This is a genomic window from Alicyclobacillus fructus (assembly GCF_017329605.1).
Taxonomy (GTDB): Bacteria; Bacillota; Bacilli; order Alicyclobacillales; family Alicyclobacillaceae; genus Alicyclobacillus; species Alicyclobacillus fructus.
This window is the reverse complement of the sequence record NZ_JAFMTY010000025.1, coordinates 1-24,985: the sequence shown is the minus strand read 5'-3', so window position 1 is coordinate 24,985 and position 24,985 is coordinate 1. Positions and strand designations below refer to the sequence as shown.

Sequence of the window (24,985 nt, the reverse complement as noted above, 5' to 3'; positions counted from 1 at the left end):
GGAACATTACATACGTGGAGTGAATGTGGGTGAACGGGGATCGCCTGGATATCGCACAGCGGCTCGACACAATCATGGAGCGGTTTTTCCGCGGGATGCGTTCGCACTTCACGGAGGACAAGTTTGGTTTGACGCACACGCAGGCCTTCGTGCTCCGGCATCTGAGCCTGGTGCCGCAGGCCAAGTCGTCCGATTTGGCGCGCATCGCGGGCTTAAGTCCCGGAGCGATTACGCAGGTTTGCGATGAACTTGTCCGCCTCGGTTATGTCGAGCGCGTGCGATCGAGCGAAGATCGGCGGGTCGTGTACGTGATTCTGACCGAACGCGGTCGGTCCCATCTGCGCGAGCTCACGAGAAATCGAGCCGCCAAGATTGCCCAGCTTCTGGACAAGCTTGGGGAATCCGACGCGCGGAAGTTCGTCGAACTTCTGGAGCGGTTGGTGGCAATCCTGGACGAGAACCCCTGCGGATCGAGTCCGCGTTCGAAACAGGAGGATGCACCATGACCATTGGCTGGATGGGTCTCGGACTGATGGGCAGCCGCATGGTGAAGCGGGTGGCGTCGCTCGGGGAAGACGTGATCGCGTATAACCGGTCGTCCAAGGAGATTCCGGACCTGCCCAAAAACGTACGGGTCACGCAGCGCGCGCCAGAAGCAACGCGGGGATGTCGCCTGACGTTTCTCATGCTGGCCGATGCCGCCGCGGTGGAAGCGGCGCTCATCGATTCCGGCGCCATCGGCTCAATGGAGCCTGGGAGCGTCGTGGTCAACATGAGCACGGTGGGCGTCGAGGATTCCGTGCGGCTCGCGGATCGTGTGCAAGCGCACGGAATTGGGTACGTGGAGGCGCCTGTGCTCGGCACCACCAGGCCGGCGGAAGAGGGCAAGCTGGTGGCGTTGGTGGCCGGGAAGGAAGCGGACATCGACGCCGCACTGCCTTACCTGCGCACGATGGCTCATGTCATTCACAGGCTTGGCAATGTTGGCAACGGTGCAGCGATGAAGTTGATGGTGAACTATTTGCTCGCGATGTCGATGCTGTCCCTAGGGGAGGCGCTCGCCTTCGCGGACCGCGCCGGTTTCGACGTGCGCACGGCCATGGCGGTTCTGGAAACGAGTTCCGTTTGGCCGGCCGTGTATGCGGGCAAGCGCCCCATGATCGAGTCAGGGGAGTTCAACCCCCAGTTTCCAGTGAAACATTTGGCTAAGGACATCCGCCTGTTCACCGAAGCCAGCGAGCACTGGCGAGCGCAGACCCCCATGGCCGGCTTGGCGCGGGATCTGCTCCGGCGCGCGGCTGACGGCCCGCTCGCCGATCTCGACATGGCCGCGCTGACCACCTGGTTTCGCGACGGTGAAACGGGACGGGCCCCAGATGCCTGAGCCTGGCGCAAGGAGGCTTTGTGCGTGGACGTCAGTGTGGTGATCCCGACCTACAACGAGCGAGACAATATCCATCCCCTGGTCGAGCGATTGCATCGCGCGCTCGACCCGCTGGGGATTCTGTATGAGATCTGGTTTGTCGATGACAGCCGCGATGACACGGTTGAGGTCCTACGCGATTTGGAGGCCCGGGATCCCTGCGTTCACGTGTTCCACCGCGATCACGAGCGGGGCCTCGCAAGCGCGGTCGTCCGCGGGTTCGAACGGGCGCGGGGTCGATACCTGATTGTGATGGACGCGGATCTGCAGCATCCCCCGGAACTTCTCCCGGCCATCTATGAGCGGCTGGAGTCCGGGATCGACATCGTCATTCCCAGCCGTTTTGTCGAAGGCGGTTCGGATGGAGGCCTTGGGCCGCTGCGCAAGCTCATCTCCTGGACGGCGAGGGTGATCGGCCAGCTTGCGCTGCGTCGCCTGCGGAACATCTCCGACTGCACGAGCGGCTTTTTCGGTCTGCGTCGCGAGGTCATCGAAGGCGTGGATCTGAACCCGATCGGATGGAAAATCCTGATCGAGGTGCTGGTCAAGGGGCGCTACCGCAGCGTGCACGAAATGGCTTACGAATTCCTGGCTCGCGATTTTGGCGAGTCGAAGATGAGCCTGAAGGAGCAATGGAACTACTTTCGGCATCTCGTCCGGCTCGTGAGTCAGAGCCCGGCGGATCGGCGCTTCTTTCTGTTTTGCCTGATCGGATTGTCGGGTGTGATCGTCAATGAAGCGGTCCTGAGCCTCTTGTGGTACGGCTTTCATGTGCGGGACACCGTGGCGTCCGTCATCGCTTCGTTCGTGGCGATGCTGAACAACTACTTGTGGAACGATCGCGTCACCTGGAAATCCGATTCGTCCGGACGCGGATGGGGATGGAAACTGCCGTTGTTTATCGGCATCTCCTTCGTCGGGATCGCCATCACGACCTTGGTCATGCGCGTGTGTGAAGGTTGGGGCGTACCCGTTCCGGTGGGTCAGGCGATAGGCATTCTGGTCTCGACGGCGTGGTCGTATTGGATGAACAGCCGCGTGACCTGGCGGAACATCGAGCGCGAATCGCGCGGAGAAGCTGTCGTGGTCACGCGCGAGTCGATTCGGGATTCGATGGTGCGGGCGAAGACGGGTGCCTGACGGGGATCTCCGCCGAGGTTCACTCCGTTGCGTGGTTGCGCGCGGCGCGGGTCTCTGGCGGAAGCCAGGTGCGCGTCTCGCGCGGATCCTGGATGATGCGAGGCGGAACTTCGCCGTCGGCAAAAAACCTCTTGGCGACATATCGAGCTTCGGCCGGGTTCACCACCCAGTAGCTCAAATCGCCGGGAATGGACGGGTCGGGATCGTGGAAGGAGCCCGGGAGCGTCGTGTACACTGTTCGATAGCTCTTGTACTGCGGTGCACGCGCCGCGAGGCGCGAGAGGTCGGCGAAGGACATATCGGTGTCGATCATCTTCCACGCGTCAAGTGCGACCTGGGGCAGGCGGGGCAGCGTCTGTGGGCGGAGCAACTGATCTTTGAGCGCCACGAGGAACGCCTGCTGCCGCTCGGTGCGCCCGATGTCGCCAAGGGCGTCGTGGCGGTAACGGACAAACTGGAGGGCTTGCTCGCCGTTGAGGTGATGGTGGCCTTTTCGCAGGTGGATGGTGCCATACACCTTGTCCCCCGTGCGATAATCCATATTGCGCGGCACGTCGATGTCGAGCCCGCCGATGCGGTCGACCATGCGGACCAGCGCGTCGAACCTCACGATGGCGTAGTGGTCGATGGGAAGGCCAATCAAGCGCTCGACGAGCATGCACGTCTCCTCAGGCCCGCCGGACGCGAGGGATTCATTGATCTTATGATAGCGCCCGTCTGGGAAGGCCACCTGGGTGTCGCGCGGGATGGACAGCAGTTCAATGCGGCGATGGCTGTCGTCCAAGCTTGCGACGAGGAGCACGTCCGCATTGCCGTTGGGGTCCGTTGGCCTTTTGTCGCTGCCCAAAACCAAAAGGGTTTCGCGTCCCTTCAACCTTGTGACGCCCGCGTCCGTCGCGGCCCAGGTGATGGACGGCGGCACGGGTTTTGCGCCGCGGGCGTGGACGTGAGGCTTTTCCGCCTGGGACCATGCCTGCCAGACGCCGAACGCCGCAGCACCCATGGACAGCCACACCACGAGACGCCGACCGTATCGCTTCAAGGGGGATCCCTCCCATCTCCCCGTTATCGTGTGAGGAGATGGGGATCTTTATACTGAGCATCCATCGAGCGTCAGCTGCCGAGTGATTCACTCATGGTATAAGACCTGATTGCAGTTGGCGCACACGTACACGTACTGCTCCCGGACGACGCGGCCTTCGACGGGCATGCCCGGTTTGATCACGACACTGGAGTCCAGCTCGACTTGGCGTTCTTCCCGGAACCAGGTATGATCGCAGTGCGGACAGCGGATGGCGTGTTGAGCGCTCGCCATGTCGTTCATCTCCCATCCAGAACCTAGAGATTGCATTGCACCTCAACCATTATACCGATCTGCGAAGAACGGGGTCAAAGGCACCGAGGCGGGGGGATTGGCATGATTCGCGTGGGAACGTGCGCTTTTCACGATCACGACGATTTCTACCCTCGCACCTGGCCCCGGGAGTTTCGCCTTGCCTATTACGCCTCGTATTTCGATCTCGTCGAGATCGACAGCACCTTTTACGGCCTCGTCGCGTCGCACGTGTGGGAAAGATGGCTGGCACAGGTGCAGCCGTCGTTCACGTTCCACGTCAAGGCTCCGGGCGCACTGACCTTGCATGTGCGCGACCTCTCGCCGGAGGAACGGCGAGCGCAGGGCAAGGCGTTTCTCGCCAGCCTCCAACCTGTGGTGGAGCGAGGGCAGCTTGGGGTGATCTTGCTCCAGTTCCCCCCGTGGTTTGACGCCACGCGCCAACATCGCGCGACGGTCGAGCGGCTGGTGGATTTCCTGCATCCGCTCCGGGTGGCGGTAGAATTTCGAGAGCGCAGTTGGTGCGCTTCCGAAGAGCGCACCGGGCGCACGTTGGAATGGCTGCAGGCGCTTGGCGCGGTTCACGTGATTTGTGATGAACCGGAGGCGGGGCGAACGACAGTTCCTTATGTGCCGAGCGCCACCGTGCCCGATCTCGCCATCATCCGCATGCACGGCCGGAATCGCGAGACGTGGAACCAGAAGGGGCTCACCTCGTCCAAAGAACGGTTTCACTATCGGTATACGAAGGACGAACTCCGCGAACTCCTGCCGGACGTACGGCGGCTGGACGGGCAAGTTCGCGAAGTTCACATTCTGATGAACAACAACTCCAACAACGATGCCGTGTGGAATGCATTCGATTGGCTGGATCTGCTTCAACTGGCTAGGCGTCCCCGGCCTCTCGCCGAGCAGGGCGTGCAGATCGGCCTGTGGAGTGACGGGAATGATGGAGGCCTGTCATGAACGAACGGTATCCAAACTGGATGTTTGCCGGCGTCGCCATCGCCAGCTACGAAGGCTCGGATTTTCTCGCGCGTTGGACGGGCGCTTCGGGCATCCGATGGGTGGGATATGGCGTGGTGGCGGCATGCGCCGCCATTCTTGGCGTTCGCTACCTCAGGGCGTTTTGGTCGAGCCGAAAGAAGCGCCGGGCCCCGAAGGACCGTTGAAGGCGTCTCACCCGTCTCCAGAGAGCAGGCTCTCCATGTGCGCCGCGAACGTGGGCGAAAGGCGGGTGTAGAACGAAACGCGATGTTGCTCGATCACGCCCGACTCCGTGACGAGGTGCAACATGAGCGTTACGATTTTGTAGGGTTTTCCGAACGGATCGGGGGAATTTCCAAACAGCGGCTTGGCGTGGCGAATGTACTCCGCATCTGAGCATTCCACCATGCCAAGAATATGTTCCAGTGCGATTCGATACGTCGTTCGTCCCCGCTGTTGGATGAATTCGCGCGTCGTCAGTTGATACTTCACCTGATTGCGGATTTCACTTCGCTTGAGTTCCCCGCGAAGCCGCTTGACCTTGGGAAATGCGTACATCGCGCGTCCCCCTTTCTCGCCTCATTGTAGCACACTTGTCACGCGAAACTCGGCGAGGCGCGTGCGAGGGAGTCCGTGGATCTGTTATCGTTTTGATAGATTTTTGAGAAATGGTGCTCGAGCGGGCACCAGGAGGAGAGACGCGATTGAATGTGCTCATCTCAATCGCCGCGGCGGTCCTGACGGCCTGGAGCCTTGGCGTTCATCTGTGGCTCCACAGCCCGGTGATGCAATTCTTTGTGTCGTCCGCAGCTGTCATCCCGCTCGCGGCCATCATGGGACGCGCGACGGAGGCCATCGCGGCGCGATCCGGCGAGCGCCTGGGCGGGCTCCTGTCGGCGACGTTCGGGAACGCCGTCGAGCTCATCATCGGGGTATTTTCACTGAAGGACGGCCTCGTGCCGTTGGTGAAATCGTCCATCACCGGGTCCATCATCAGCAATCTCCTGTTCGTCCTCGGCCTTTCGTTCTTTGTCGGGGGGTTGCGCCATCCGATTCAGAAGTTCAACGTGCGGGTGGCCCGCAGCCACGGATCCATGCTGATGCTGGGCATTGGCGTCGCGTTTGTGGTTCCGACCGCATTTGCGCACGCGTCCGCACACGTGTCTCCGGTCTTATCGTACGGGGCCGCCGCGGTTTCCCTCGTCGTGTATCTGTTGGGCCTGTACTTCAGCCTGTTCACTCACCGCGATCTGTTTCAGGCGATTCAACACGAAGAGGATGACGCGCAAAAGCCGACATCCTCCGTGTTCGCCCAGATCGTTCTGCTTGCCATCTCGACCGTCCTCGTGAGCCTCGAGAGCGACTGGTTGGTGGGCTCCGTGCGATCCATTGCGGTTCACCTGGGCTGGAGCGAGGTCTTCATCGGCGTGGTGGTGGTCGCCATCATTGGCAACGCGGCGGAACACGCCTCCGCGGTGTGGATGGCGTGGAAGAACAGGATGGATCTGTCGCTTGAGATTGCCGTGGGTAGCACGCTTCAGGTCGCCATGTTCATCGCGCCCATTTTGTTTTTCGTCGGCGCTTTCATGGGGGTTCCTTTCACGTTTGCCTTCACGTGGCCCGAGGTGGTCAGCATGATGGCGGCCGTGTTGCTGGTCGTGGTCCTCGTCATGGACGGGGAGTCCAATTGGCTGGAGGGCGCCATGGCGTTCGGCGCGTACGTGGTGCTGGCGGCCGGATTCTACAGCCTGACGGGGTGACGGGAGATGAACGGTGTGAAGGAGATCCTGCGAAAACTGGCGCAGTACCTCGGAATCGGCCTCGCGACCGTGTTGCCGTTTGCGCTGGCCATCTGGGTCGTGGTGTTCGTCGTCAATCAGGTGGACGGACTGGTCAGTTGGTATATCCCATGGGTCTATCTTCACATTCCGGGGCTCGGCTTTCTGATTGTGCTCGCCGCGCTGTTCATCATCGGGCTGTTGTCGCGCGCCTATGTCAGCCGGATTGTGCTGCAATGGGCCGATCGGCTGTTCACGCATATTCCCGTCGTGCGTACGGTGTACACCACCGTCAAGGAGCTCATCGAAAACTTGTTCCGGCGCCGCACAGCGTTCCAGACGCCCGTGCTTGTGATGTGGCCTGACGAGCGCGCCCTGGTTCTCGGCTTTATCACTTCCGACAGCCTCCCTGAGGCCATCGATCCGGAGGGGCGGATGGTGGCTGTCTATCTCCCAAACGCATTCCAGTTCGCAGGGGTGACGGTGATGGTCCCGCGCGATCGCGTCAAACCTGTGGATCTCAGCGCGGAGTCCGCCTGGAGGTTCGCGCTGTCCGCTGGACTCGGCGAGACCCGCCACGCGGAGACCGACGGGAAGGCGAAGGCGCCTCAGGCGCCTCCTCCGGTTGGCGCGGAAGCGAGCGAAGGACCGAAGCCTCCTCCAACGCCGCCCTTCGGGGCGTGAGCGGTGACGGATGGGGGGCGATCCTGTACAATGGTGGACATGACGCGTGGGAGGTGCGCAGGATGTCGGACGTGACAAGCAGGGTGAGGGGCAACCTGGCCGCCATTCAGCCGTATCAACCGGGGCTGAGCGACGAAACGCTGCGCCGCGAACTCGGGAATCGGCGAATCATCAAGCTCAACTCGAATGAAAACGCCTTGGGGCCGTCTCCGCTCGCCTTGGAAGCCATTCGCAGGGAATTGCCTCGGCTTCATCTCTACCCGGACGGAGCGAGCGATCTCGTCCGCGAGGCGGTCGCTCGCCATCACGGGATTTCTCCGGAGCAGGTGCTCGTCGGCAACGGATCGGATGACATCATCAAGCTCATCTCCGAGACGTTTCTCGAGCCGGGTGACGAGATCGTCGTCCCAAACCCGTCGTTCTCGCAATACGGATTTGGGGCGCAGGTGATGGACGCGCGCGTGCGGCCGGTTCCGCTGAAGCCGGATTTTACATACGACGTGGACGCGATGGCGATGGCGGTCACCACCCGGACCAAGATTCTGTACCTGTGCACGCCGAACAACCCGACCGGGACCGTGCTGAAACGCCGCGAATTTGAGGAGCTCCTGTCCAGGATTCCGGAGGACGTGTTTGTCGTCGTCGATATGGCGTATGACAACTACGCGGTGGACGAGGAGCGCCTTCAGCTTCGCCCAGAAGATCTGCGCAGAGGGAATGTCGGGTTTCTGTTCACATTCTCGAAATTGTACGGGCTCGCGGGGTTGCGCGTCGGCTACCTGCTGGCGAATGCAGATGTGATTCAGTACATTCATCGCGTCAGGGAGCCCTTCAACGTGAACCGGATCGCCCAGATCGGCGCAGTGGCGGCGCTGTCGGACGTGGATCACGTCCGCCGCTCGCAGGCGTTGGCGTCGGAGGCGAGGTTCCAGTACGCGCGTCTCGCTGAACACGGGCTGCGGGTGGTGCCGAGCGAGGCCAACTTCTGCTTGGTCGAAGTCGGAGACGGCGCTGCGGTGTTTCAGGCGCTGATGCGGCGGGCCATCCTGGTAAGGACGGGATTCCGTGGGCTCGAATCGTATGTTCGGATCACGTTCGGAACCCAAGAGGAAAATGAGCTCTGCATCGCGGCGCTGCTCGAAGTCGTCGCCGGGGCGAACTGAGCCGCGACAAGGCGCGAGAGGGCCGGGGCAACGTGTTCGTTGCTGTCCGGCCGTGCGCGCGTTTAGGATCGATCTTCGTAGGTTCCGTCGCCGTCCTGCTCGTACGGCGCGGTGTGGCGATCCGACGTGATCATGTTGCTGTCGCGGAAGCGGCCGCTGACCATCTGACCCGGCAGCCACGGCGACGTCTTGCCGAGCCGTCGTTCGTTCGTCGTCGCACCGTACGGGCCTTCCGGGAACTCCTCCACGGCGAGATCGTACGTGGATGACTGGGCGGCCGCCACGTCTGCGGTGGGGTAATCTGTCTCGCCCTGATCGACGGGGCCAGGATCGTAGGCGCCCGAGTTCGGACTTGAGACAGGGTGCGGCTGAGGTTGCGAATTCGCCTTCTTCATCCTTCTTCACCTCGCGCCTAGTGTGGCGCACAGTTGCGGCGGGTATCCGCCATCATCACAACAGGAGGTTCGGGCATGGTTCAGGAGGTTCGTGTTCGTTTCGCGCCGAGCCCCACGGGGGCGCTTCATATCGGCGGCGCGCGCACCGCGTACTTCAACTGGCTCTTTGCGCGCAAGCACGGAGGCAAGTTCGTGCTTCGCATCGACGATACGGATCGCGCGCGGTCGTCGGAGGCTTCCTATCAACAAATTCTGGATGGGTTGCGCTGGCTTGGGATCCTGTGGGACGAAGGTCCGGATATCGGAGGGCCGTATGGCCCCTACCGTCAGTCGGAGCGCATGGACATTTATCGCCGCCACCTGGACAGGCTGTTGGCGGAGGACAAAGCGTATCCGTGCTTTTGTACACCGGAGGAACTCGCCGAGGACCGCGAGGCCGCGCAGCGGGAGGGAAGGCCGCCTCGCTACGTGGGTCGTTGTCGGCATTTGTCCCCTGAGGAACGATCGCGCCGCATCGAGGCGGGAGAACCTCACGTCTACCGGATCCGCAGCCGGGCGGAGGGCGAGACTGTCGTGCACGATCTGATCCGCGGGGATGTCGCGTTTGCCAACAGCGAGATCGACGACTTCATCATCTGGAAGGCGGATGACACGCCGACGTATCACTTCGCGTCGTGCGTGGACGACGTGGAAATGAAGATCTCTCACGTCATCCGTGCGGAAGAGCATCTGTCCAACACGCCTCGCCACATCGTCCTGTTCGAGGCGCTCGGCGCCGAGCCGCCGGCATTCGCGCACGTGCCGATGATCCTCGCGCCGGATCGCAGCAAGCTTTCCAAACGACACGGGGCGACGAGCGTCAGCGAATACCGGGACATGGGCATCCTGCCCGAAGCTCTGGTCAACTATCTGTTGCTGCTCGGCTTTTCGCCCGGCGATGACCGCGAGATCGTGGACCGGGAGACCGCCATTCAGCTGTTCGAGCTCGAAAAGGTCGCAAAGCACGCGGCCATCTACGACGTCAAGAAGCTGGAGTGGCTCAACGCGCACTACTTCCGGCAGCTCGCGCCGGAAACGGTGATGGAGGAGGCCTGGCCCACGCTGGTGGAGCGCGGCTATGTTGCGCGCGACGAGAGCCGACGCGAGGTCCTGATGTGGATCCGGACGGTGATCGCGTTCGTACAGACGCGGAGCCGGAATCTCCAAGAACTCATCGAGGGTGTGCGGCCCTACTTTGAGACCGTTCAGGCGTATGACGAGAAGGGCGTCCGCAAGCATTTTGCGCATCCTGAAACGGCGAGCCGCCTGAGAGCCGTGGCGGACAGACTGGCTGAGGTGGCGCCGTTCTTCGCGCCTGTCATCGAGCGCGAGTTCCGAGGATGGATCGAAGAGCTCGGGGTGAAGTCGGGCGAACTGATTCACCCTGTTCGCCTGGCGATCACGGGCCTCACGGTGGGACCAGGGCTGTTTGACGTGATCGCCCTCCTCGGGCGCGACGAGGCGGTTCGCCGTCTGCGCGAAACGGCCGATCGCGTCGAGAAGGGCGAGGTGGTCACCTCATGACCGGGAGCCGGCGGGAGGCCCCGCCGGCCAACTTCGGTACATGCGGAGTGCGTCCTTTGGACGGGGCGCGCAAAAAAAAATTGAGGCGTGGCTATTGACACGGCGAAGTGAAGCATGTATAGTTAATAACGCAGCCGGGCGGAACGCCCGGAAGAGAGTCGGAGGCAACAGGGCGCAAGAACGATGCCGAATGGTGTAATGGTAGCACGACTGACTCTGGATCAGTTAGTCTAGGTTCGAGTCCTAGTTCGGCAGCCAGTCGGCCCTATCGTCTAATGGCTCAGGACGCCGCCCTCTCACGGCGGTAATAGGGGTTCGAATCCCCTTAGGGTCACCATGGGTCATTAGCTCAATTGGTAGAGCATCCGACTCTTAATCGGGTGGTTGAAGGTTCGAGTCCTTCATGACCCATTTCAGAAAGACCTCCTGCGAGTGCGGGAGGTCTTTCGTTTTCTCTGCACCCGGCAGGGCAGGAGCGCCGTCATGGCGAAGGGGACGGCCGCGCTGTCCTTTCTGACCTCCGTCGGCTATCATGAGACTAACCACTCTGCAGAGAACGGGGAAGCGGGACACATGAGAGCACGTAGATCGGGCGCGCAGCGCCGGCGGATGGCGCATGTTCTGGTGGACCGGTTTGGGCCGGCCGTGTGGCATGCCGTGATCGAGCGGATGGGCCGGACGCCGGAGGCGGAAGACGCCTTCATCGAACGCATGCTCGACGTGTGGAATCGTTTGGGCCGCCACGCCGATTGGGCCCGCATCCGCGAGCAGGTCGCGCGATCGTTGGCGGCGGCGGGATTTTCGGCGTCGGTGGAGACGGCCGCAGGCGAGGCGGTCCCGGAATCGCTGGAGATGAGCGAATCCGGAGACGAAGCGCTTCAGGAGACGGGGCTGCCTGAAGAACCGCTGCCCGATTTGCCTGGCGGGTTGCGCAATCGGGCGCTGCAGCGGCTGCGCGCCCAGATCGCTTATGAAGAGGCGGAAGCGCGCCGCTTGGGTTCGAGAAGTGCCCGCGTGTCCGCGCTTGGTTTGGCGGCTGCAGGACTGGCCCTGGTCGGATACGGCTGGTGGGGAGACGAGACGCAGAAGGCGGACCAGTCCGCCAATGCTCGGCGCGCTTCGTCGCAGCCCATCTCGAGCGGTGAATTGCCGGTCAAAGTGCAGGGCGTCTTCGACATCACGCGTCAATCGGTCGATCTCGGCCACCTGGCCTTTGGCGGCGGCGAACTCGTGACGGGGAGTCTATCTCTCGGCGCCCAGGGCGACGGCATTCAATTGAGCGCCTACCCGCTTGAGGGCCTTAACTTCTTGACGCGACCGCGCTGGACGTCGAACATTGCCATCTCTGCGCCTCAACCTGAAGGAGGAAGCTCGTGGCTTCTTCGCTCGTGGTCCCTGTCGTCGGCGGGTTCGTGGGCCGTGATCGCGGTCTATTGGACAGAGAGCGGCATTCACGGAACAGCCTCGGAGGCGGACATTTACGCGGTGCCCTTTTCCGGCGGAACGTCATCCCTGTTGGCCCGCGTGGATGCGGGGCAGTCCGGAGAGGTGGTCATCGCGACAGGGGCGGGCGGGATCGCGTGGCAAGTCGAGTCGGAGCGAGCCGGGGAGCGGGTGACATCTCCCGTCCATTGGGCGCCGATTGTGGCGCTCGCCGGCAGAGCTTCTCTCGGACCGACCGTCAGCCTCGACGTGAACGGGCTGATTCGCAATCCGCACCTGACGACGGCAGGTCTTTTGTGCCAGGGCACGTCGGCGGATCCGGCGCCGGCGGGGACGTGGGTCTGCATCGCGCCGACAGGACAAGAGATCGTGTATGAGGGCGTTCCCGGTGACACGGATGGCGCGGTCGTGGAGGGAGAAGAAGGCGCCGTCTACGCGCTGGCGCCCGTGTCGGTCTCTGGCGGTGAGACGCTCGAGATGTCTGCCCTGCACGCTGCGGGCGATCGCGCGCCGGCGTTTCGGCTGGACGTGCCGGTAGCCGCGTGGGGAGCCGACGGAGGCTATGTGGATTACGTGGAGAATGCGGGCGGGCGGACGTATCTGGTGGTGGCGCGGGCCGAGTGAGGGGGTGAAGTCGTGAATCAGGTGATTCGAGACAAGTTGGATCTGCTGCCGCAGCGGCCCGGCGTGTACCTCATGAAGGGCGAGGGCGGCGAAATTCTGTACGTCGGCAAGGCGAAGGTCTTGCGCAATCGAGTGCGCTCGTACTTCACGGGAACGCACGACACCAAGACACAGGTGCTGGTATCCCAGATTCGCGATTTCGAGTACATCGTGACGGATACTGTCGCGGAGGCGCTCCTGCTGGAGTGCAACCTGATCAAGCAGCATCAGCCGCCCTACAACATCATGTTGCGCGACGACAAGTCCTACCCCTATATCAAACTCACGCGGGAACGGCACCCAAGGCTGCAGATCGTCCGCCAGGTGAAGCGGGATGGTGCCAAGTATTTCGGGCCCTATCCCAACGCGACGGCGGCTCAGGCGACGAAGCGCCTCTTGGATCGCCTGTATCCGCTCCGCAAGTGCAAGACGCTCAAGAAGCAGGTCTGTCTCTACTACCACATCCACCAATGTCTCGCGCCGTGCGTCTACGACGTCGAGGAAGCGACCTACGAGGCCATGGCCAAGGAGATCAGCCACTTCCTGAACGGGGGACATCAGGATGTGGTCCGCGATTTGGAAGCCAAGATGCAGGCGGCTGCCGAATCGCTGGAGTTCGAGCGAGCGGCGGAACTTCGCGATCTGATTCGGCACATCGAGCAGGTGATGCAGGAACAGAAGGTCACGTGGACGGACGGGATCGACCGCGATGTGTTCGGTTTCGCCGAGGACCGCGGGTTGTTGAGCGTCCAGGTGTTCTTCGTCCGCAACGGCAAGCTGATCGAGCGCCAGGTGCAGATTGCGCCGCACTTCGACGATCCGCTGACCGACTTCATGTCGTACGTCGAACAGTTTTATCACGAGCGGGTCGACGTGCCCAAAGAGATTTTGCTGCCGGAGGGTGTTCCCAGCGAGGCGCTCGCGATGGTGGTGGACGCCAAGGTCTTGCAGCCGAAGCGCGGCCCCAAGCGGGATCTGGTCGATCTCGCCTGCGAAAATGCGCGCCAGGCGCTCGCGGAGAAGATTCAGCTCATCGACCGGAATCTCGACCGCACGCTGGGCGCCGTCATGGAGCTGGGTCAGGTGCTGGCCATCCAACCACCCCGCCGGATCGAGGCGTTTGACAATTCGAATCTCCAGGGCGTCGACGCCGTGTCGGCGATGGTTGTGTTTCTCGACGGCAAACCCGCGAAGTCGGAGTATCGAAAGTACAAGATCCGATCGACGCAGGGGCCAGACGATTACGAGGCCATGAGGGAGGTGGTGAGGAGGCGCTACACGCGCCTTCTGCGCGAACAAAAACCTCTGCCCGATCTCGTCGTGATCGACGGTGGGAAAGGCCAATTGCGCGCGGCGCTGTCGGTGCTCGAGGGCGAACTCGGGCTCGATATCCCCGTCTGTGGCCTGGCCAAGGATGACCGGCATCGCACGAGCCAGCTCTTCTTCATGGACGAGGAAGAGCCGGTCCGGATTGAACGGCACAGTCCGGCGTTCTACCTCCTTGAGCGCATTCAAGACGAAGTCCACCGGTTCGCGGTCGAGTTTCATCGCTCGAGGCGAAAGCAGACCGGGTTTCAGTCCATTCTGGACGAGATTCCCGGCGTGGGGCCCGAGCGGAAGAAGGCGCTTCTGCGGCGCTTCGGGAGTCTCAAGGCCATCGCGTCCGCGCAGCCGGAGGACTTTCGCGGGCTCGGCATCGGCGACAAACTCGCCCGCGAGATTCTGGCCCGCGTGCGGGAGGAGATGGCGGCCCGGGGCGCGGCCGACAGCGCTAAGGAAATTTCCTCCGAGGCACCGTTTTCTTGATTCTACGATGGCCAATCATTACAATTTAGAAGGTGCCAAACGGGTGGCGGCGTGCGTCGCGCTGGCCTGCGGTGTTTTGCACTTGCACGGCGATCCCGCCGCGCGTACATATCGAGTTCTCTTTCGGGGGATTGAAGGGAGGAACCCAAGTGGCAGTGGCCCAAGCAGCCCAGCACAACCGGGAGTTTTTATGGCGGCGGCTCCACACGCTTTCGGGCGTCATTCCGGTAGGACTGTTCCTGCTGGAGCACCTGTTCACGAACGCGACGGCCCTCGGCGGTGCGGCGGCTTTTAACGAAGCCGTGCAAGCGATTCAATCGCTACCGCTCCTGCACGTGATCGAGTTCGTGTTCATCTTCCTGCCCATCGCGTATCACGGCGTGTTCGGCCTGTACGTGGCGTTCGTATCGGGATACAATGCGAACCGCTATTCGTTCGGCCGCAACGTGATGTTCGTGTTGCAGCGAGTGACGGGCATCATCACCTTTGTCTTCATCATCTTCCACCTGTGGACGACGCGTTTTTCCGGAAATGCTCCGTCGTTTGACATGGTGCACGAGCTCGTCACCAACAATGCGTACTTCGCGTTCATGATCGTGGGCGTGATCGCCGCGACGTTCCACTTCTCGAACGGCCTGTGGTCGTTCGCCATTCACTGGGGTATCACCGTCGGGCGCCGGGCGCAGCGCATCACGGCGTGGGTGACGATGATCATCTTCGTCGCATTGGCGGCGGTCGGCGTGGCGTCGCTGATTGCGTTCCGCATGAACGTCTGAGGTACTCATGGACCTCTCGCAGGTGCTGTACACGGAGCATGGGAGGGAATTGACGTGGCAAACACGAGCATCATTGTCGTGGGAGGCGGCCTTGCCGGCCTGATGACCACCATCAAGGTGGCGGAAGCTGGCGTGCCGGTGAAACTGTTCTCCTTGGTTCCTGTGAAACGGTCCCATTCCGTGTGTGCTCAAGGCGGCATCAACGGCGCCGTGAACACGAAGGGCGAAGGCGACTCGCCGTGGGAACACTTTGACGATACCATCTACGGCGGCGACTTTCTGGCCAATCAGCCGCCGGTTCTCGGGATGTGCGAGGCCGCGCCGGCCATCATCTATTTGATGGACCGCATGGGCGTCATGTTCAACCGCACGCCCGAGGGGCTGTTGGATTTTCGCCGTTTCGGTGGGACGAAGCATCACCGCACGGCGTTCGCAGGTGCCTCGACGGGGCAGCAGCTTTTGTACGCGTTGGATGAACAGGTCCGCCGATATGAAGTGGCGGGACTCGTGGAAAAGTACGAAGGCTGGGATTTCCTCGGCGCCGTGATCGACGACGAGCAGATCTGCCGCGGCATTGTGGCGCAGGATCTGCGCTCCATGGAGATTCACTACTTCCGCGCGGACGCGGTCGTCATGTGCACGGGCGGCAACGGCCTCATTTTCGGCAAGAGCACCAACTCGATGATCAACACGGGTTCTGCGGCTTCCGAGCTGTACCAGCAAGGCGTGAAGTACGCGAACCCCGAGATGATCCAGGTCCATCCGACGGCGATTCCCGGGGATGACAAGCTGCGGCTGATGTCCGAGTCCGCGCGCGGGGAAGGCGGGCGCGTCTGGACGTATAAGGACGGTAAGCCGTGGTATTTCTTGGAGGAGTGGTATCCGGAGTACGGCAACCTCGTCCCGCGCGATATCGCGACGCGGGCCATTCACAAGGTCTGCGTGGAGATGGGCCTCGGGGTCGACGGCCAAAACATGGTCTACCTCGATTTGACGCACATCCCGGCGGACGTGCTGGATCGCAAACTGGGCAACATCCTCGACATCTACGAGAAGTTCGTCGGCGACGATCCGCGCAAGGTGCCCATGAAGATCTTCCCGGCCGTGCATTATTCCATGGGCGGATTGTGGGTCGATTACGACCAGATGACGAACATCCCGGGCCTGTTCGCCGCAGGCGAGGCGGATTATCAGTACCACGGCGCGAATCGCCTCGGTGCCAACTCGCTGGTCTCCTGCATCTACGGCGGCATGATCGCAGGTCCGAATGCGGTCCGCTGGGCCAAGAATCTGCGCAAGTCCGCGGACAGCCTGCCGGAGTCGCTGTTTGAGCAGTACCGCCGCAAGTATGAGCAGGAGTTCGAGGAAATCCTGAAGTTGGACGGCGATGAGAATCCGTATCAGCTTCACCGCGAGCTGGGCAAGTGGATGACCGATCACGTCACGGTCGTGCGTTACAACGACAAGCTGAAAGAGACGGATGCGAAGATCCAAGAGCTCCAGGAGCGGTGGAAGCGCATCAAGATGTCGGACACGTCTCGATGGGAGAACCAGGTCGCCCAGTTCACGCGCCACCTGAAGAATATGCTCATCATGGCGCGCGCCATCACCATTGGGGCCTTGATGAGAAACGAGAGCCGCGGCGCCCACTATAAGCCGGAGTTTCCGGAGCGCGATGATGAGAACTTCCTGAAGACCACCATCGCGGAGTACACGCCGGACGGGCCCAAGATCTCGTACGAGGACGTCGACGTCTCGCTGATCAAGCCGCGTAAGCGCAACTACGCGGTGAGCAAGGAGGCGACCAAGGAATGAGCACAACAGCGGAGGCCGTGCAGCAGACGCAGGCGGATTCGGGTCGCAAGGTGCATCTCATCATCGAGCGGCAGGACCATCCGGAGTCCGAGCCGTACTGGGAAGAGTTTGAGGTTCCGTATCGGCCCGGCATGAACGTGATCGCGTGCCTGATGGAAATTCAGCGCAATCCGGTCAACAAGAAGGGCGAGCCGGTGGCGCCGGTCACGTGGGAGATGAACTGCCTCGAAGAAGTGTGCGGCGCGTGCACGATGGTCATCAACAACAAGCCGCGTCAGGCCTGTTCCGCGCTCGTCGACAAGCTGCAGCAGCCGATTCGCATTCGGCCGATGCGCACGTTCCCGGTCGTGCGGGATCTGGTGGTCGATCGCAGCAGGATGTTCGAAGCGCTCAAGCGCATCAAGGCGTGGATTCCCATTGACGGCACGTACGATCTCGGCCCCGGCCCGCGCATGTCGAGCGAGGAACAGCAGATTGCCTACGAGCTGTCTCGTTGCTTTACGTGCGGTGCCTGCGTGGAGGCCTGCCCGAACGTGAACGACAAGACGTCCTTCATTGGCCCGTTTGCCATCTCACAGGCGCGCCTGTTTAACATGCATCCGACGGGCAAGATGAACAAGGAGGAGCGCCTGCAGGCGCTCATGGGCGAGGGTGGCATCTTCGAGTGCGGCAACGCGCAGAACTGCGTCGAGGTCTGCCCGAAGGGCATTCCGCTGACGACGTCCATCGCCGTGATGAACCGGGAAGTCACCTATCGCGCCATCGGCGCATGGCTGCGCAAATAAGGATTCACAAGGGTTCCTGAGGCGGACCCTTGGAAAGGCAGGGATGAACGATGCAGGCCGTCTCGGCACAGCGCAGACAACGGGCGCAGACGAGGAGCTTCATTGCGCTCATCGTGGCGCTCCTGGTGCTTGGTTTCGGGAGTTACTTCCTCCTGCGGCCGGTCATCCAGGAGGAGACGAGCAACACGCCCGTGAACACGGTGCGCCGGTTCATTGACTTCGTGGAGCTCAGGGAGTTCAACGAGGCGTATCACTTGCTCACGCCGACGTTCCAGCAGACGCCAGGCTGGCACACGTCCTTGTACAACCTGTACTTGGCTCTCGATCCGTCCGAGCTCAACTATACGCTCCTGAGCCAGCGCGGCGACGTGGCAGAGGTCGAGTTCTCCAATGAACAGGGCGGCGTGCTGTACGTCAAGCGCGTGAACGGCCGGTGGTTGATCATGAGCCCGAATGAAGTCACGCAGTCGAGCGGCGCAACGGCGCCGTGAGCCATCGCGGAGCTGGCCGAGGCCTGCAGGAAGCTGCGGCCTCGGCTCGTTTTTTGTCGAGCATCTTTTGGAAGGATGGGGGTGTCTTGTCGATGTCGTACGAGGTCATGCTGTTCTACAAGTTCACGCCCATCGCCGATCCGGATGAACTCGCGCAGTCTCAGCGCGCGATCTGCGAACGGCTGGGGCTCCGCGGCCGTATCCTGGTGGCGGAGGAAGGGATCAACGGGACGCTGTCGGGCGAAGCATCTGCCTGTCTTACGTACCGCGAGCGGATGCACGAAGATCCGCGCTTTGCGGATATGATGTTCAAGGTCGATCCGGCCGATGGACATGTGTTCCCGCGGCTGTCGGTGAAGCGCAGGCGCGAAATCGTTCATTTCGGCGTCGAGCGGGCACCTAAGCCGTGGGAAAAGACGGGGCAAAGGCTTTCGCCTCGCGAGTGGTACGAGATGCTTGGCCGGGAGGACGTCGTCGTGATCGACGGCCGCAATGACTACGAGTATGAGATCGGCCACTTTGAGGGCGCCATACGCCCGGACGTCTCCACGTTCCGAGAATTCCCGGCTTGGATCGAGCGGCACATGGACGAGTGGCGCGGGAAAAAAGTGTTGACCTATTGCACGGGCGGGATTCGCTGCGAGAAGCTGTCGGGCTATCTGATGGAACAAGGCATTGACGAGGTGTATCAGCTCGACGGCGGCATTGTGACGTACGGCAAGGATCCCGAAGTGCGGGGAAGAAAATTTCTGGGCAAGTGTTATGTCTTCGACGACCGCGTCGCCGTTCGCATCAACCACACGGAGGAAGACACGGTCATCGCCCGCTGCTCCATCTGCGGGACGCCGTGTGATCGTTATCTCAACTGCGGATATCTGGATTGCCATCGCCGCTTTCTCTGCTGTGAGGCGTGCGAGCGCGCATGGCACGGATTTTGCTCACCGGCGTGCGAATCGGAGGCGCTGAAGCGCAATCGGGTCGATCCTCGGGTCAAGCCGTTCCTCGAGACCGCGGGCGGAAAATCGTCAGCCCGAGCGCGATGACAGCCAGTGCCGCCGCGACGAGAAAGCTGCAGCGGTAGGCGAGCGCCGTCGCATGTCCCCCGAAGGCTGCAGAGAACAGTTCGACGCTCACGCCGCCGGCGGTCACGCCCAATCCCATCCCCAGGGTGCGGCTCATGTTGAGAATGCCGCCTGCGACGCCGAGGTGAGCCGCGGGCGTGGCATTCATCACGCGAGCGTTGTTGGCGGGCGTGAAGGTCCCGATGCCGCAACCGACCAGAAAGAGGCCGGCAAGAAAGGCGGGGGTGACGCGGGCGAAGACAAAGAGCCCCACCGAGCCTAGGCTGGCAAGCGCCATGCCCGCCGCCGACACCTTGACCTTCGACCAGCGATCGGCGAGTCGGCCCGCAAAAGGTGTGCACAACGCCATGCCGACAGGGAGGGCGGTGAGCAACAGCCCAGCCCTGTCACTCGACACATGTTCGATGTGGACGAACCAGTACGGAACCACCAGCGTGATGGCGTACATCACGCTGAAGGACAGGATGGACGTGAGGTTGCCGAGCCACACGGTCCGTTCGCGCAGGTACGAGATCGGCACAAGCGGACATTCGGCCCGGCGTTCGACGGCGACAAACGAGGCCGCTGCGAGAACGGCGGCGGCGAGGAGAATCGCCGTGATGCTTGGGCGGCTCTCCGGTCGGAAGCCCTCCTTCAACACATACATCGCGATGACGAGCGTGAAGGCGAGCACGAGCGCGCCGACGAGGTCGAAGGAAGGCCTCGGACTTTCCCGGCGGTCGCGAGGAAGGAAGAGGAGGGCAGACAGCGTGCCAAGGATGCCAATGGGCACGTTGATGTAAAAGATGAGCCGCCAGGAACCGATATGCGTCAACACACCTCCGACGAGAGGGCCAAGGCTCAAGCCGAGACCCTGGGCGAGCGCTTGAAATCCAATGGCCTGGCCTCGGCGCTTCGCGTCGGCCGCAGCCGTGATGATGGACACGCTGTTGGCTTGAAGAAGGCTTGCCCCGACGCCCTGAAGCACGCGGAACGCGAGCAGGCTGGCGAGGTTCCAGGACGCCCCGCAGAGCGCCGATCCCGCGATAAACACCCCGAAGCCCATCGTGTACATCGGGCGGCGTCCGATGAGGTCCGACAGGCGCCCAAAGGCGACGACGCACCCGGCGAGCGCCAGGAGATAGATGAGGCTCACCCATTCGATGCGGTTCATCGTGGTGTGGAACGCCTCTTCCAACTTGGGGAGGGCGATGCTGATGATGCTCGCGTCAAGCGCCGCCATGAAGGCTCCGAAACACACCGTACCGACGATGAACCACATGCCGCTCGGCCGCTCGATTACCTTCTGAAGCGGCAGCCGGTGTGCCCTGCTCCACGTCGCCTGCTGTCCCATCCGCTCGTCTCCTCTCAAGCCCAACACGGTCAGGCCGGTATTCGCCTTTCGTTTGCCCGTCCCAGTCGCGCTCCAACTTGTTATGACATCATAACAAGTTCACTGCAACTTCATTCTATAGAGAAGCGAGCGGTTTGGCCAGCGGCCGCCCGCCCGCCGTGAGTCAGCGCGGATGTCGAAGCAGGTGAACGCGGAGCTGGTATCGATCCGCAGGATAGCGGACGACCGAGTATTCCACGGGAGCGCCAGATTCGTCCCGCGTGATCCGCTCGACACAGAGGACGGCTGCGGGGTGCTTCAATCCGAACCGCTCGCAGTCTTCTTCGTCCGCCAATTCGGCGGATATGGTTTGACTGCCGGAGTTAATTCTCACGCCGTTTTGCTCGAAGAAACCGTAGACTGAGTCGTAGATCTGCGGATCTGGCATCGTCCGGGCCGACACCTGGTAGGGCGGCACGAGGTAGGAGCGTTCGTGGAAATAGGCGATCTCGTCCACGTAGGCGGTGCGCTCAACGTAGAGCGCCTGTCTGGATCGCGGCATGCGCAGCCATCGGGCGACGTCCTCCGGACAGGTCCGCATCTCCATCGCATCGACGCGGACGTCCACCGGGAGGCCGGCGGCGCGCAGTTCCTCGGCAAATCCGTAGAGCGTGGTGGAGGCCGTCGGATGGTCGACTTCCGCGACGTAGGTTCCCTTGCCCTGGCGCCGGACAATGAATCCCGCGGTGACGAGATCGCCCACCGCCTGGCGAACCGTCGTTCGGCTCACGTCGTACATCGCAGCCAACTCGGCTTCGGACGGAATTTGTTCGCCAGGAGGCCATTCCCCGCTCAGGATCTTCTCGAGCAACTCCGATTTCAACTGTTTGTACAGAGGGACACTCTCACGCATGCTCTGGATCGATCCTTTCGTCCATGGGTCGCCGTACGTCGGTCGGCAGGAACCCCTGTTGGTGCAGAAAGATGCGTTCTCGCGGCATGTGCCTAGCGAGAGCTTCGGCAAAGACCCGCGCCTGTTCTGGGCGGTACCACGTCGCACGCTCTTCCGGTGGATACCACCGTTCGACCCCGAGGGCTTGGCTCCGCCTGCCATTCGCACCGTCGCCGACGAACCAGTCGTCGATCGCGGCGACATCGGCGAGACGCGCGATGAGCGAAGGAAAGTCGGGGGAGGACGGCAGCAGAGGGGCTACCGCCACTTGGACCGGGATGCCGTGAGCGCGCAGCGTTTCGATGGCGCGGATGCGCGCGCGGACGGTCGGCGCGCGAGGCGCGAAGCGACGCCGCACATCCTCGCGATCGGTCTCGAGCGTCACGGAGACGAGGGCGCGATCGCGCAAACTCGAGAGAATCTCGGCGTCTCGCGCGACCAGCGGCGACCTCGTCTGCACGAACAGGAAGTCCAAGAGGTCCGGTGCGGACCGGATGGCCAAGAGCAACGAGCGGGTGGCGCCCATGCGCCACTCGGCCGGTTGGTACGGATCTGTGCTCGACGACATAAAGATGCGCGTGCCTCCGCGGCGCTTGGCCCGGCGCAACTCGCCCAGGAATGCGTTTGGGTCGATCCGCTTGACGTCGGCGTACGACCCCCAGGGTTCGCCCCGAAATCGCGCCACAGGCAGGGCCTGCACGTAGCAGTACGAGCACCCATACGCGCAGCCCACGTATGGATTCAAGGTGTAGTCGTAGCCCCGGAGATAGCCGCCTGTCGGCGTCAGCAGGCGGTTTGGGGCGTTGGCCGATCTCGCCATTCGAAGTCCTCCTGAAGCGACGAACTTCAATCCCCATGTTAACGTACCACAGCGGTGTGTTCCATGGTATTCATATCGGAAATACGGAAAATTGATTGGCGAGGATCGCGGGAGGAGGATGGATGTCGGTCTGCTGTGATAAAGTGGTGTACGGTGGTGCGACGCGATCGCGCCCAAACAGGAGCGGCAAGGGGAGGTCGGGTGCATGTCCATCTTTGACACGTCAGTGGACCGCAGGAACACCGGATGCATGAAGTGGGACGGCCTGAAGCGCCGTTTCGGAAGGGATGATCTCATTCCGCTCTGGGTGGCGGATATGGACTTTCTCTCGCCGCCGGCCGTGATCGAAGCGCTCGTGGAGCGGGCCCGGCACGGGGTGTACGGGTACGCCGTCAAAACGGACAGGTACACGGATAGCATTGTTGGATGGATGAAAGCGCGGCACGGGATCGAGATTTCGCCGGAATGGATCGCGCCTGCGCCCGGCGTGGTGCCGGCGCTGTCGGTCATCGTCCAGGCGTTCACGGAGCCCGGCGACGGCATCCTGATTCAACCCCCTGTCTATCACCCGTTCAAACGCGTGATCGAGGGATGGGGACGAACCGTGGTTGAAAATCCGTTGGTCGAGTCCAACGGGCGCTACGAAATGGATTTCGACGATCTGGAGCGCAAGGCCAAAGAGGCCAAGGTCATGTTTCTGTGCTCGCCCCACAATCCGGTGGGCCGCGTCTGGACCCGACAGGAACTGGAGCGCGTTGCAGACATCTGTCTTCGCCACGGCGTTTTGGTGGTGAGCGATGAGATTCACGCGGACATTGTCTTTGCGCCCCATCGGCATATCCCGTTCGCGTCCTTGGGGCCGGAGTGCTCGCAAAACAGCATCACGTGCCATGCGCCGAGCAAGACGTTCAACCTGGCGGGGCTCAACACCGCGTACATCTGGACGGCGAACGAGTCGTTGCGCGCGGCTTACGAGAAGGCTTCTCACCGCGCTTCGATGGCCGAGTTGAACGTGTTCGGCATCGAGGCGATGATCGCGGCCTATCAGCATGGCGCCGCATGGCTCGACGAACTGCTCGCGTATCTGCAGTCGAGCCTGAATGAGATGGAAGACTTCGTGCGCCAAGAACTGCCGGAGGTCCGCATGTTCCGTCCGGAAGGCACCTACATGGTGTGGCTGGATTTCCGCGCTCTGGGGATGAATGACGAAGAGCTGGACCGCTTTTTGCGCGACGAGGCGCGCCTCGGCTTGAACGAGGGCCATTTGTTCGGTTCGCAGGGCTCGGGATTCCAACGCATGAACATCGCATGTCCTCGCCCTTTGTTGCGCCAGGCGCTTCAACAGCTCAGCGACGCGCTGACCCGGCGTCGCCGGGCGTAGTGGCCATCGACCGCGCGCCGGTCTTCGCCCATCTGAGGTTGGGAACGGAACGGTCCGCTGACGGGTGACATACGATACCCTGACTGTATCCCGCTCTTGTATGACCGGGCAAGGAGGGATCGTGGGGATGGCACCTGTCAGGGACGGGCGCGGCAAGTCGCTCTTGACCAATCGGGAACGAGAAGTGTTTGAACTGCTCGTTCAGGATAAGACGACGAAAGAGATCGCCTCGCAACTGTTCGTCAGCGAGAAGACCGTGCGGAACCATATATCTAATGTCATGAAGAAGCTGAACGTCAAAGGTCGGTCGCAGGCCGTGGTCGAGTTGGTTCGGCTGGGAGAAATCACGATTTGACAGGCAACACCCCTACCGCGAGTAGGGGTGTTGAGCCTCCTCCACAGGCCCCTTGGGCCTCGGGCGCCCTGGCGCCTATTGGATTCGTATGCGGGAAAGGTGTTAAAAAGACTCGTAACCGTTCAAACTCGTATCCCAATCTGAGTTCAATCTGAGTATAGAAATCGGAACTTTCATGATTGAAAGCGCTTTCATTCCGGCTTACCATGGAGAGCGAACGGGATGTTCGTCGCAAGGGGGCGAGTCGGATCGATATGAAACGATGTTTCTAATGTGAAACATGTGTCGATGCAGCTTCGCTGGCGTCCGGCATCATGAGTCGCACGCTCGGTTGGTTGTAAGCGGATTCAATCATGAGGTTCGAAGGGAGAATGCGTATGCAAGACAAGCGGCTTGGCGATCCGATTGTCATGGGGCTCGCTGCATTCGTCATCGCGCAGACGCTCCTGAATTTGCCGAATGCGCACTTGGTTCCCGCTCAGGTGACGCTGTTCTTTATGCCGGCCATCCTGGTGTGTGGCGGTCTGGTGTACTTTTTGGCCTGCATCTTCTCTTATGTTCGCGGCGACACGTTCGGGCTCAGCGTGAACGGGTTTTATGGCGCGTTCTTTACGTCGCTCTTCTTGTTCTTCTACCGTGAAAATGGCAAAAAAGGAACCCGGACCTTCCCTACCGTGAAAATGGCAAAAAAGGAACCCGGACCTTCCCTTCGTCAATCATGGAATATTGTGGATATTCTTTTCAGGAGGCTTCCTCTGCGACGATGACCGTCACCCCAAGTTCCTTCAAGCGATGCACGTGGCGTCGAATCAAGGCGTCTCGATTCCGCTTGTCGTAG

At 61.8% G+C, this 24,985-nt stretch carries 26 protein-coding genes and 3 tRNA genes; 22 read left to right on the top strand and 7 right to left on the bottom strand.

Annotation, left to right across the window (positions count from 1 at the left end; all coding sequences use genetic code 11):
- Window positions 1-23 precede the first annotated feature (23 nt).
- Genes J3481_RS12270 through J3481_RS12260 form a run of 3 tightly spaced genes read left to right on the top strand, consistent with a single transcriptional unit; the run spans window position 24 to window position 2,563 of the window.
- A complete protein-coding gene (locus tag J3481_RS12270; protein WP_236011635.1) occupies window positions 24-506 on the top strand; it encodes a MarR family winged helix-turn-helix transcriptional regulator in 483 nt (160 codons plus the stop codon).
- Window positions 503-1,384 (top strand): NAD(P)-dependent oxidoreductase, encoded by an 882-nt coding sequence (locus tag J3481_RS12265; RefSeq protein WP_206832422.1) that lies wholly within the window; start codon window positions 503-505, stop codon window positions 1,382-1,384. Before J3481_RS12270 ends, J3481_RS12265 begins: the two co-directional genes overlap by 4 nt.
- A 24-nt stretch (window positions 1,385-1,408) precedes the next feature.
- Window positions 1,409-2,563: a glycosyltransferase gene (locus J3481_RS12260; RefSeq protein WP_206832423.1), complete on the top strand. Its 1,155-nt coding sequence runs from the start codon at window positions 1,409-1,411 to the stop codon at window positions 2,561-2,563.
- 19 nt (window positions 2,564-2,582) lie between these two features.
- Here the strand turns inward: J3481_RS12260 and J3481_RS12255 are convergent, their stop codons facing one another.
- Both J3481_RS12255 and J3481_RS12250 read right to left on the bottom strand, forming a co-directional pair.
- On the bottom strand, window positions 2,583-3,605 hold the full coding sequence (locus J3481_RS12255; protein ID WP_206832424.1) for an LCP family protein: 1,023 nt from the start codon (window positions 3,603-3,605) through the stop codon (window positions 2,583-2,585).
- Window positions 3,606-3,692: 87 nt separating this feature from the next.
- Complete coding sequence (locus J3481_RS12250) at window positions 3,693-3,878, bottom strand: hypothetical protein (RefSeq protein WP_206832425.1); 186 nt, start codon at window positions 3,876-3,878, stop codon at window positions 3,693-3,695.
- A 102-nt stretch (window positions 3,879-3,980) separates the two neighbouring features.
- Between J3481_RS12250 and J3481_RS12245 the strand changes: the two genes are divergently transcribed.
- Window positions 3,981-4,862, top strand: a complete 882-nt coding sequence (locus J3481_RS12245) for a DUF72 domain-containing protein (protein WP_206832426.1) — start codon at window positions 3,981-3,983, stop codon at window positions 4,860-4,862.
- Window positions 4,859-5,068, top strand: a complete 210-nt coding sequence (locus tag J3481_RS12240; protein WP_206832427.1) for a hypothetical protein — start codon at window positions 4,859-4,861, stop codon at window positions 5,066-5,068. The genes J3481_RS12245 and J3481_RS12240 overlap by 4 nt, the downstream gene beginning before the upstream one ends.
- Window positions 5,069-5,075: 7 nt before the next feature.
- Here J3481_RS12240 and J3481_RS12235 read toward each other — a convergent pair whose 3' ends face one another.
- Window positions 5,076-5,441, bottom strand: coding sequence for a hypothetical protein (locus J3481_RS12235; protein ID WP_206832428.1), 366 nt, complete (start codon window positions 5,439-5,441; stop codon window positions 5,076-5,078).
- Window positions 5,442-5,593: 152 nt separating this feature from the next.
- Between J3481_RS12235 and cax the strand changes: the two genes are divergently transcribed.
- From cax to hisC, 3 genes are all read left to right on the top strand, one after another.
- Window positions 5,594-6,643: a calcium/proton exchanger gene (gene cax / locus J3481_RS12230; RefSeq protein WP_407929336.1), complete on the top strand. Its 1,050-nt coding sequence runs from the start codon at window positions 5,594-5,596 to the stop codon at window positions 6,641-6,643.
- A 6-nt stretch (window positions 6,644-6,649) separates the two neighbouring features.
- Window positions 6,650-7,345, top strand: coding sequence for a DUF502 domain-containing protein (locus tag J3481_RS12225; RefSeq protein ID WP_206832430.1), 696 nt, complete (start codon window positions 6,650-6,652; stop codon window positions 7,343-7,345).
- 62 nt (window positions 7,346-7,407) lie between these two features.
- Window positions 7,408-8,508 carry a histidinol-phosphate transaminase gene (gene hisC, locus J3481_RS12220; RefSeq protein ID WP_206832431.1) on the top strand — a complete coding sequence of 367 codons (1,101 nt, stop codon included), beginning with the start codon at window positions 7,408-7,410 and terminating at the stop codon, window positions 8,506-8,508.
- A gap of 62 nt (window positions 8,509-8,570) precedes the next feature.
- Here the strand turns inward: hisC and J3481_RS12215 are convergent, their stop codons facing one another.
- The gene (locus J3481_RS12215) at window positions 8,571-8,903 is read right to left on the bottom strand and encodes a hypothetical protein (protein ID WP_206832432.1); all 333 of its coding nucleotides are present in this window, start codon (window positions 8,901-8,903) and stop codon (window positions 8,571-8,573) included.
- 75 nt (window positions 8,904-8,978) lie between these two features.
- Here J3481_RS12215 and gltX point away from each other — a divergent pair, with 75 nt between their 5' ends.
- From gltX to trhO, 11 genes are all read left to right on the top strand, one after another.
- On the top strand, window positions 8,979-10,466 hold the full coding sequence (gene gltX / locus J3481_RS12210) for a glutamate--tRNA ligase (protein WP_206832433.1): 1,488 nt from the start codon (window positions 8,979-8,981) through the stop codon (window positions 10,464-10,466).
- 184 nt (window positions 10,467-10,650) lie between these two features.
- Window positions 10,651-10,724: transfer RNA gene (locus tag J3481_RS12205), tRNA-Gln, on the top strand.
- Between the two features lie 3 nt (window positions 10,725-10,727).
- Window positions 10,728-10,803, top strand: a tRNA-Glu gene (locus J3481_RS12200).
- Between the two features lies 1 nt (window position 10,804).
- Window positions 10,805-10,877 (top strand) — tRNA-Lys (locus tag J3481_RS12195).
- Window positions 10,878-10,949: 72 nt separating this feature from the next.
- On the top strand, window positions 10,950-12,533 hold the full coding sequence (locus tag J3481_RS12190) for a hypothetical protein (protein WP_236011634.1): 1,584 nt from the start codon (window positions 10,950-10,952) through the stop codon (window positions 12,531-12,533).
- Window positions 12,534-12,545: 12 nt separating this feature from the next.
- The gene (uvrC, locus tag J3481_RS12185; protein ID WP_206832434.1) at window positions 12,546-14,378 is read left to right on the top strand and encodes an excinuclease ABC subunit UvrC; all 1,833 of its coding nucleotides are present in this window, start codon (window positions 12,546-12,548) and stop codon (window positions 14,376-14,378) included.
- A gap of 149 nt (window positions 14,379-14,527) precedes the next feature.
- Window positions 14,528-15,154, top strand: a complete 627-nt coding sequence (locus J3481_RS12180; protein ID WP_206832435.1) for a succinate dehydrogenase cytochrome b558 subunit — start codon at window positions 14,528-14,530, stop codon at window positions 15,152-15,154.
- A gap of 102 nt (window positions 15,155-15,256) precedes the next feature.
- Window positions 15,257-16,969, top strand: coding sequence for a succinate dehydrogenase flavoprotein subunit (sdhA, locus tag J3481_RS12175; RefSeq protein ID WP_049763344.1), 1,713 nt, complete (start codon window positions 15,257-15,259; stop codon window positions 16,967-16,969).
- Window positions 16,966-17,754 (top strand): succinate dehydrogenase iron-sulfur subunit, encoded by a 789-nt coding sequence (gene sdhB, locus J3481_RS12170; RefSeq protein ID WP_206832436.1) that lies wholly within the window; start codon window positions 16,966-16,968, stop codon window positions 17,752-17,754. Before sdhA ends, sdhB begins: the two co-directional genes overlap by 4 nt.
- 50 nt (window positions 17,755-17,804) lie before the next feature.
- Window positions 17,805-18,245 carry a hypothetical protein gene (locus J3481_RS12165; RefSeq protein WP_206832437.1) on the top strand — a complete coding sequence of 147 codons (441 nt, stop codon included), beginning with the start codon at window positions 17,805-17,807 and terminating at the stop codon, window positions 18,243-18,245.
- A gap of 92 nt (window positions 18,246-18,337) precedes the next feature.
- On the top strand, window positions 18,338-19,288 hold the full coding sequence (gene trhO / locus J3481_RS12160) for an oxygen-dependent tRNA uridine(34) hydroxylase TrhO (RefSeq protein ID WP_206832447.1): 951 nt from the start codon (window positions 18,338-18,340) through the stop codon (window positions 19,286-19,288).
- Here trhO and J3481_RS12155 read toward each other — a convergent pair.
- From J3481_RS12155 to J3481_RS12145, 3 genes are all read right to left on the bottom strand, one after another.
- Window positions 19,236-20,660, bottom strand: a complete 1,425-nt coding sequence (locus tag J3481_RS12155; protein ID WP_206832438.1) for an MFS transporter — start codon at window positions 20,658-20,660, stop codon at window positions 19,236-19,238. The two genes, trhO and J3481_RS12155, sit on opposite strands and share 53 nt — an antisense overlap.
- Window positions 20,661-20,823: 163 nt before the next feature.
- Window positions 20,824-21,552 (bottom strand): GntR family transcriptional regulator, encoded by a 729-nt coding sequence (locus J3481_RS12150; RefSeq protein ID WP_206832439.1) that lies wholly within the window; start codon window positions 21,550-21,552, stop codon window positions 20,824-20,826.
- The gene (locus J3481_RS12145; protein WP_206832440.1) at window positions 21,545-22,411 is read right to left on the bottom strand and encodes an SPL family radical SAM protein; all 867 of its coding nucleotides are present in this window, start codon (window positions 22,409-22,411) and stop codon (window positions 21,545-21,547) included. Before J3481_RS12145 ends, J3481_RS12150 begins: the two co-directional genes overlap by 8 nt.
- Window positions 22,412-22,616: 205 nt before the next feature.
- Here J3481_RS12145 and J3481_RS12140 point away from each other — a divergent pair, with 205 nt between their 5' ends.
- From J3481_RS12140 to J3481_RS12130, 3 genes are all read left to right on the top strand, one after another.
- On the top strand, window positions 22,617-23,792 hold the full coding sequence (locus tag J3481_RS12140) for a MalY/PatB family protein (protein ID WP_206832441.1): 1,176 nt from the start codon (window positions 22,617-22,619) through the stop codon (window positions 23,790-23,792).
- Window positions 23,793-23,919: 127 nt separating this feature from the next.
- Entirely contained in the window at window positions 23,920-24,147 is a 228-nt protein-coding gene (locus J3481_RS12135; protein WP_206832442.1) for a helix-turn-helix domain-containing protein, read from the top strand.
- 377 nt (window positions 24,148-24,524) lie between these two features.
- On the top strand, window positions 24,525-24,914 hold the full coding sequence (locus J3481_RS12130) for a GPR1/FUN34/YaaH family transporter (protein ID WP_236011633.1): 390 nt from the start codon (window positions 24,525-24,527) through the stop codon (window positions 24,912-24,914).
- The last annotated feature ends 71 nt before the right edge of the window (window positions 24,915-24,985 follow it).

Coding starts and splice junctions, on each gene's coding strand:
- J3481_RS12155 (WP_206832438.1), bottom strand. CDS start 20,660: ATGGGACAGCAGGCGACGTGGAGCAGGGCACACCGGCTGCCGCTTCAG.
- J3481_RS12150 (WP_206832439.1), bottom strand. CDS start 21,552: ATGCGTGAGAGTGTCCCTCTGTACAAACAGTTGAAATCGGAGTTGCTC.
- J3481_RS12235 (WP_206832428.1), bottom strand. CDS start 5,441: ATGTACGCATTTCCCAAGGTCAAGCGGCTTCGCGGGGAACTCAAGCGA.
- J3481_RS12215 (WP_206832432.1), bottom strand. CDS start 8,903: ATGAAGAAGGCGAATTCGCAACCTCAGCCGCACCCTGTCTCAAGTCCG.
- J3481_RS12265 (WP_206832422.1), top strand. CDS start 503: ATGACCATTGGCTGGATGGGTCTCGGACTGATGGGCAGCCGCATGGTG.
- J3481_RS12145 (WP_206832440.1), bottom strand. CDS start 22,411: ATGGCGAGATCGGCCAACGCCCCAAACCGCCTGCTGACGCCGACAGGC.
- trhO (WP_206832447.1), top strand. CDS start 18,338: ATGTCGTACGAGGTCATGCTGTTCTACAAGTTCACGCCCATCGCCGAT.
- gltX (WP_206832433.1), top strand. CDS start 8,979: ATGGTTCAGGAGGTTCGTGTTCGTTTCGCGCCGAGCCCCACGGGGGCG.
- J3481_RS12250 (WP_206832425.1), bottom strand. CDS start 3,878: ATGGCGAGCGCTCAACACGCCATCCGCTGTCCGCACTGCGATCATACC.
- sdhB (WP_206832436.1), top strand. CDS start 16,966: ATGAGCACAACAGCGGAGGCCGTGCAGCAGACGCAGGCGGATTCGGGT.
- J3481_RS12270 (WP_236011635.1), top strand. CDS start 24: ATGTGGGTGAACGGGGATCGCCTGGATATCGCACAGCGGCTCGACACA.
- hisC (WP_206832431.1), top strand. CDS start 7,408: ATGTCGGACGTGACAAGCAGGGTGAGGGGCAACCTGGCCGCCATTCAG.
- J3481_RS12130 (WP_236011633.1), top strand. CDS start 24,525: ATGCAAGACAAGCGGCTTGGCGATCCGATTGTCATGGGGCTCGCTGCA.
- sdhA (WP_049763344.1), top strand. CDS start 15,257: ATGACCACCATCAAGGTGGCGGAAGCTGGCGTGCCGGTGAAACTGTTC.
- J3481_RS12240 (WP_206832427.1), top strand. CDS start 4,859: ATGAACGAACGGTATCCAAACTGGATGTTTGCCGGCGTCGCCATCGCC.
- J3481_RS12135 (WP_206832442.1), top strand. CDS start 23,920: ATGGCACCTGTCAGGGACGGGCGCGGCAAGTCGCTCTTGACCAATCGG.
- J3481_RS12225 (WP_206832430.1), top strand. CDS start 6,650: ATGAACGGTGTGAAGGAGATCCTGCGAAAACTGGCGCAGTACCTCGGA.
- J3481_RS12165 (WP_206832437.1), top strand. CDS start 17,805: ATGCAGGCCGTCTCGGCACAGCGCAGACAACGGGCGCAGACGAGGAGC.
- J3481_RS12140 (WP_206832441.1), top strand. CDS start 22,617: ATGTCCATCTTTGACACGTCAGTGGACCGCAGGAACACCGGATGCATG.
- J3481_RS12245 (WP_206832426.1), top strand. CDS start 3,981: ATGATTCGCGTGGGAACGTGCGCTTTTCACGATCACGACGATTTCTAC.
- J3481_RS12190 (WP_236011634.1), top strand. CDS start 10,950: ATGGCGAAGGGGACGGCCGCGCTGTCCTTTCTGACCTCCGTCGGCTAT.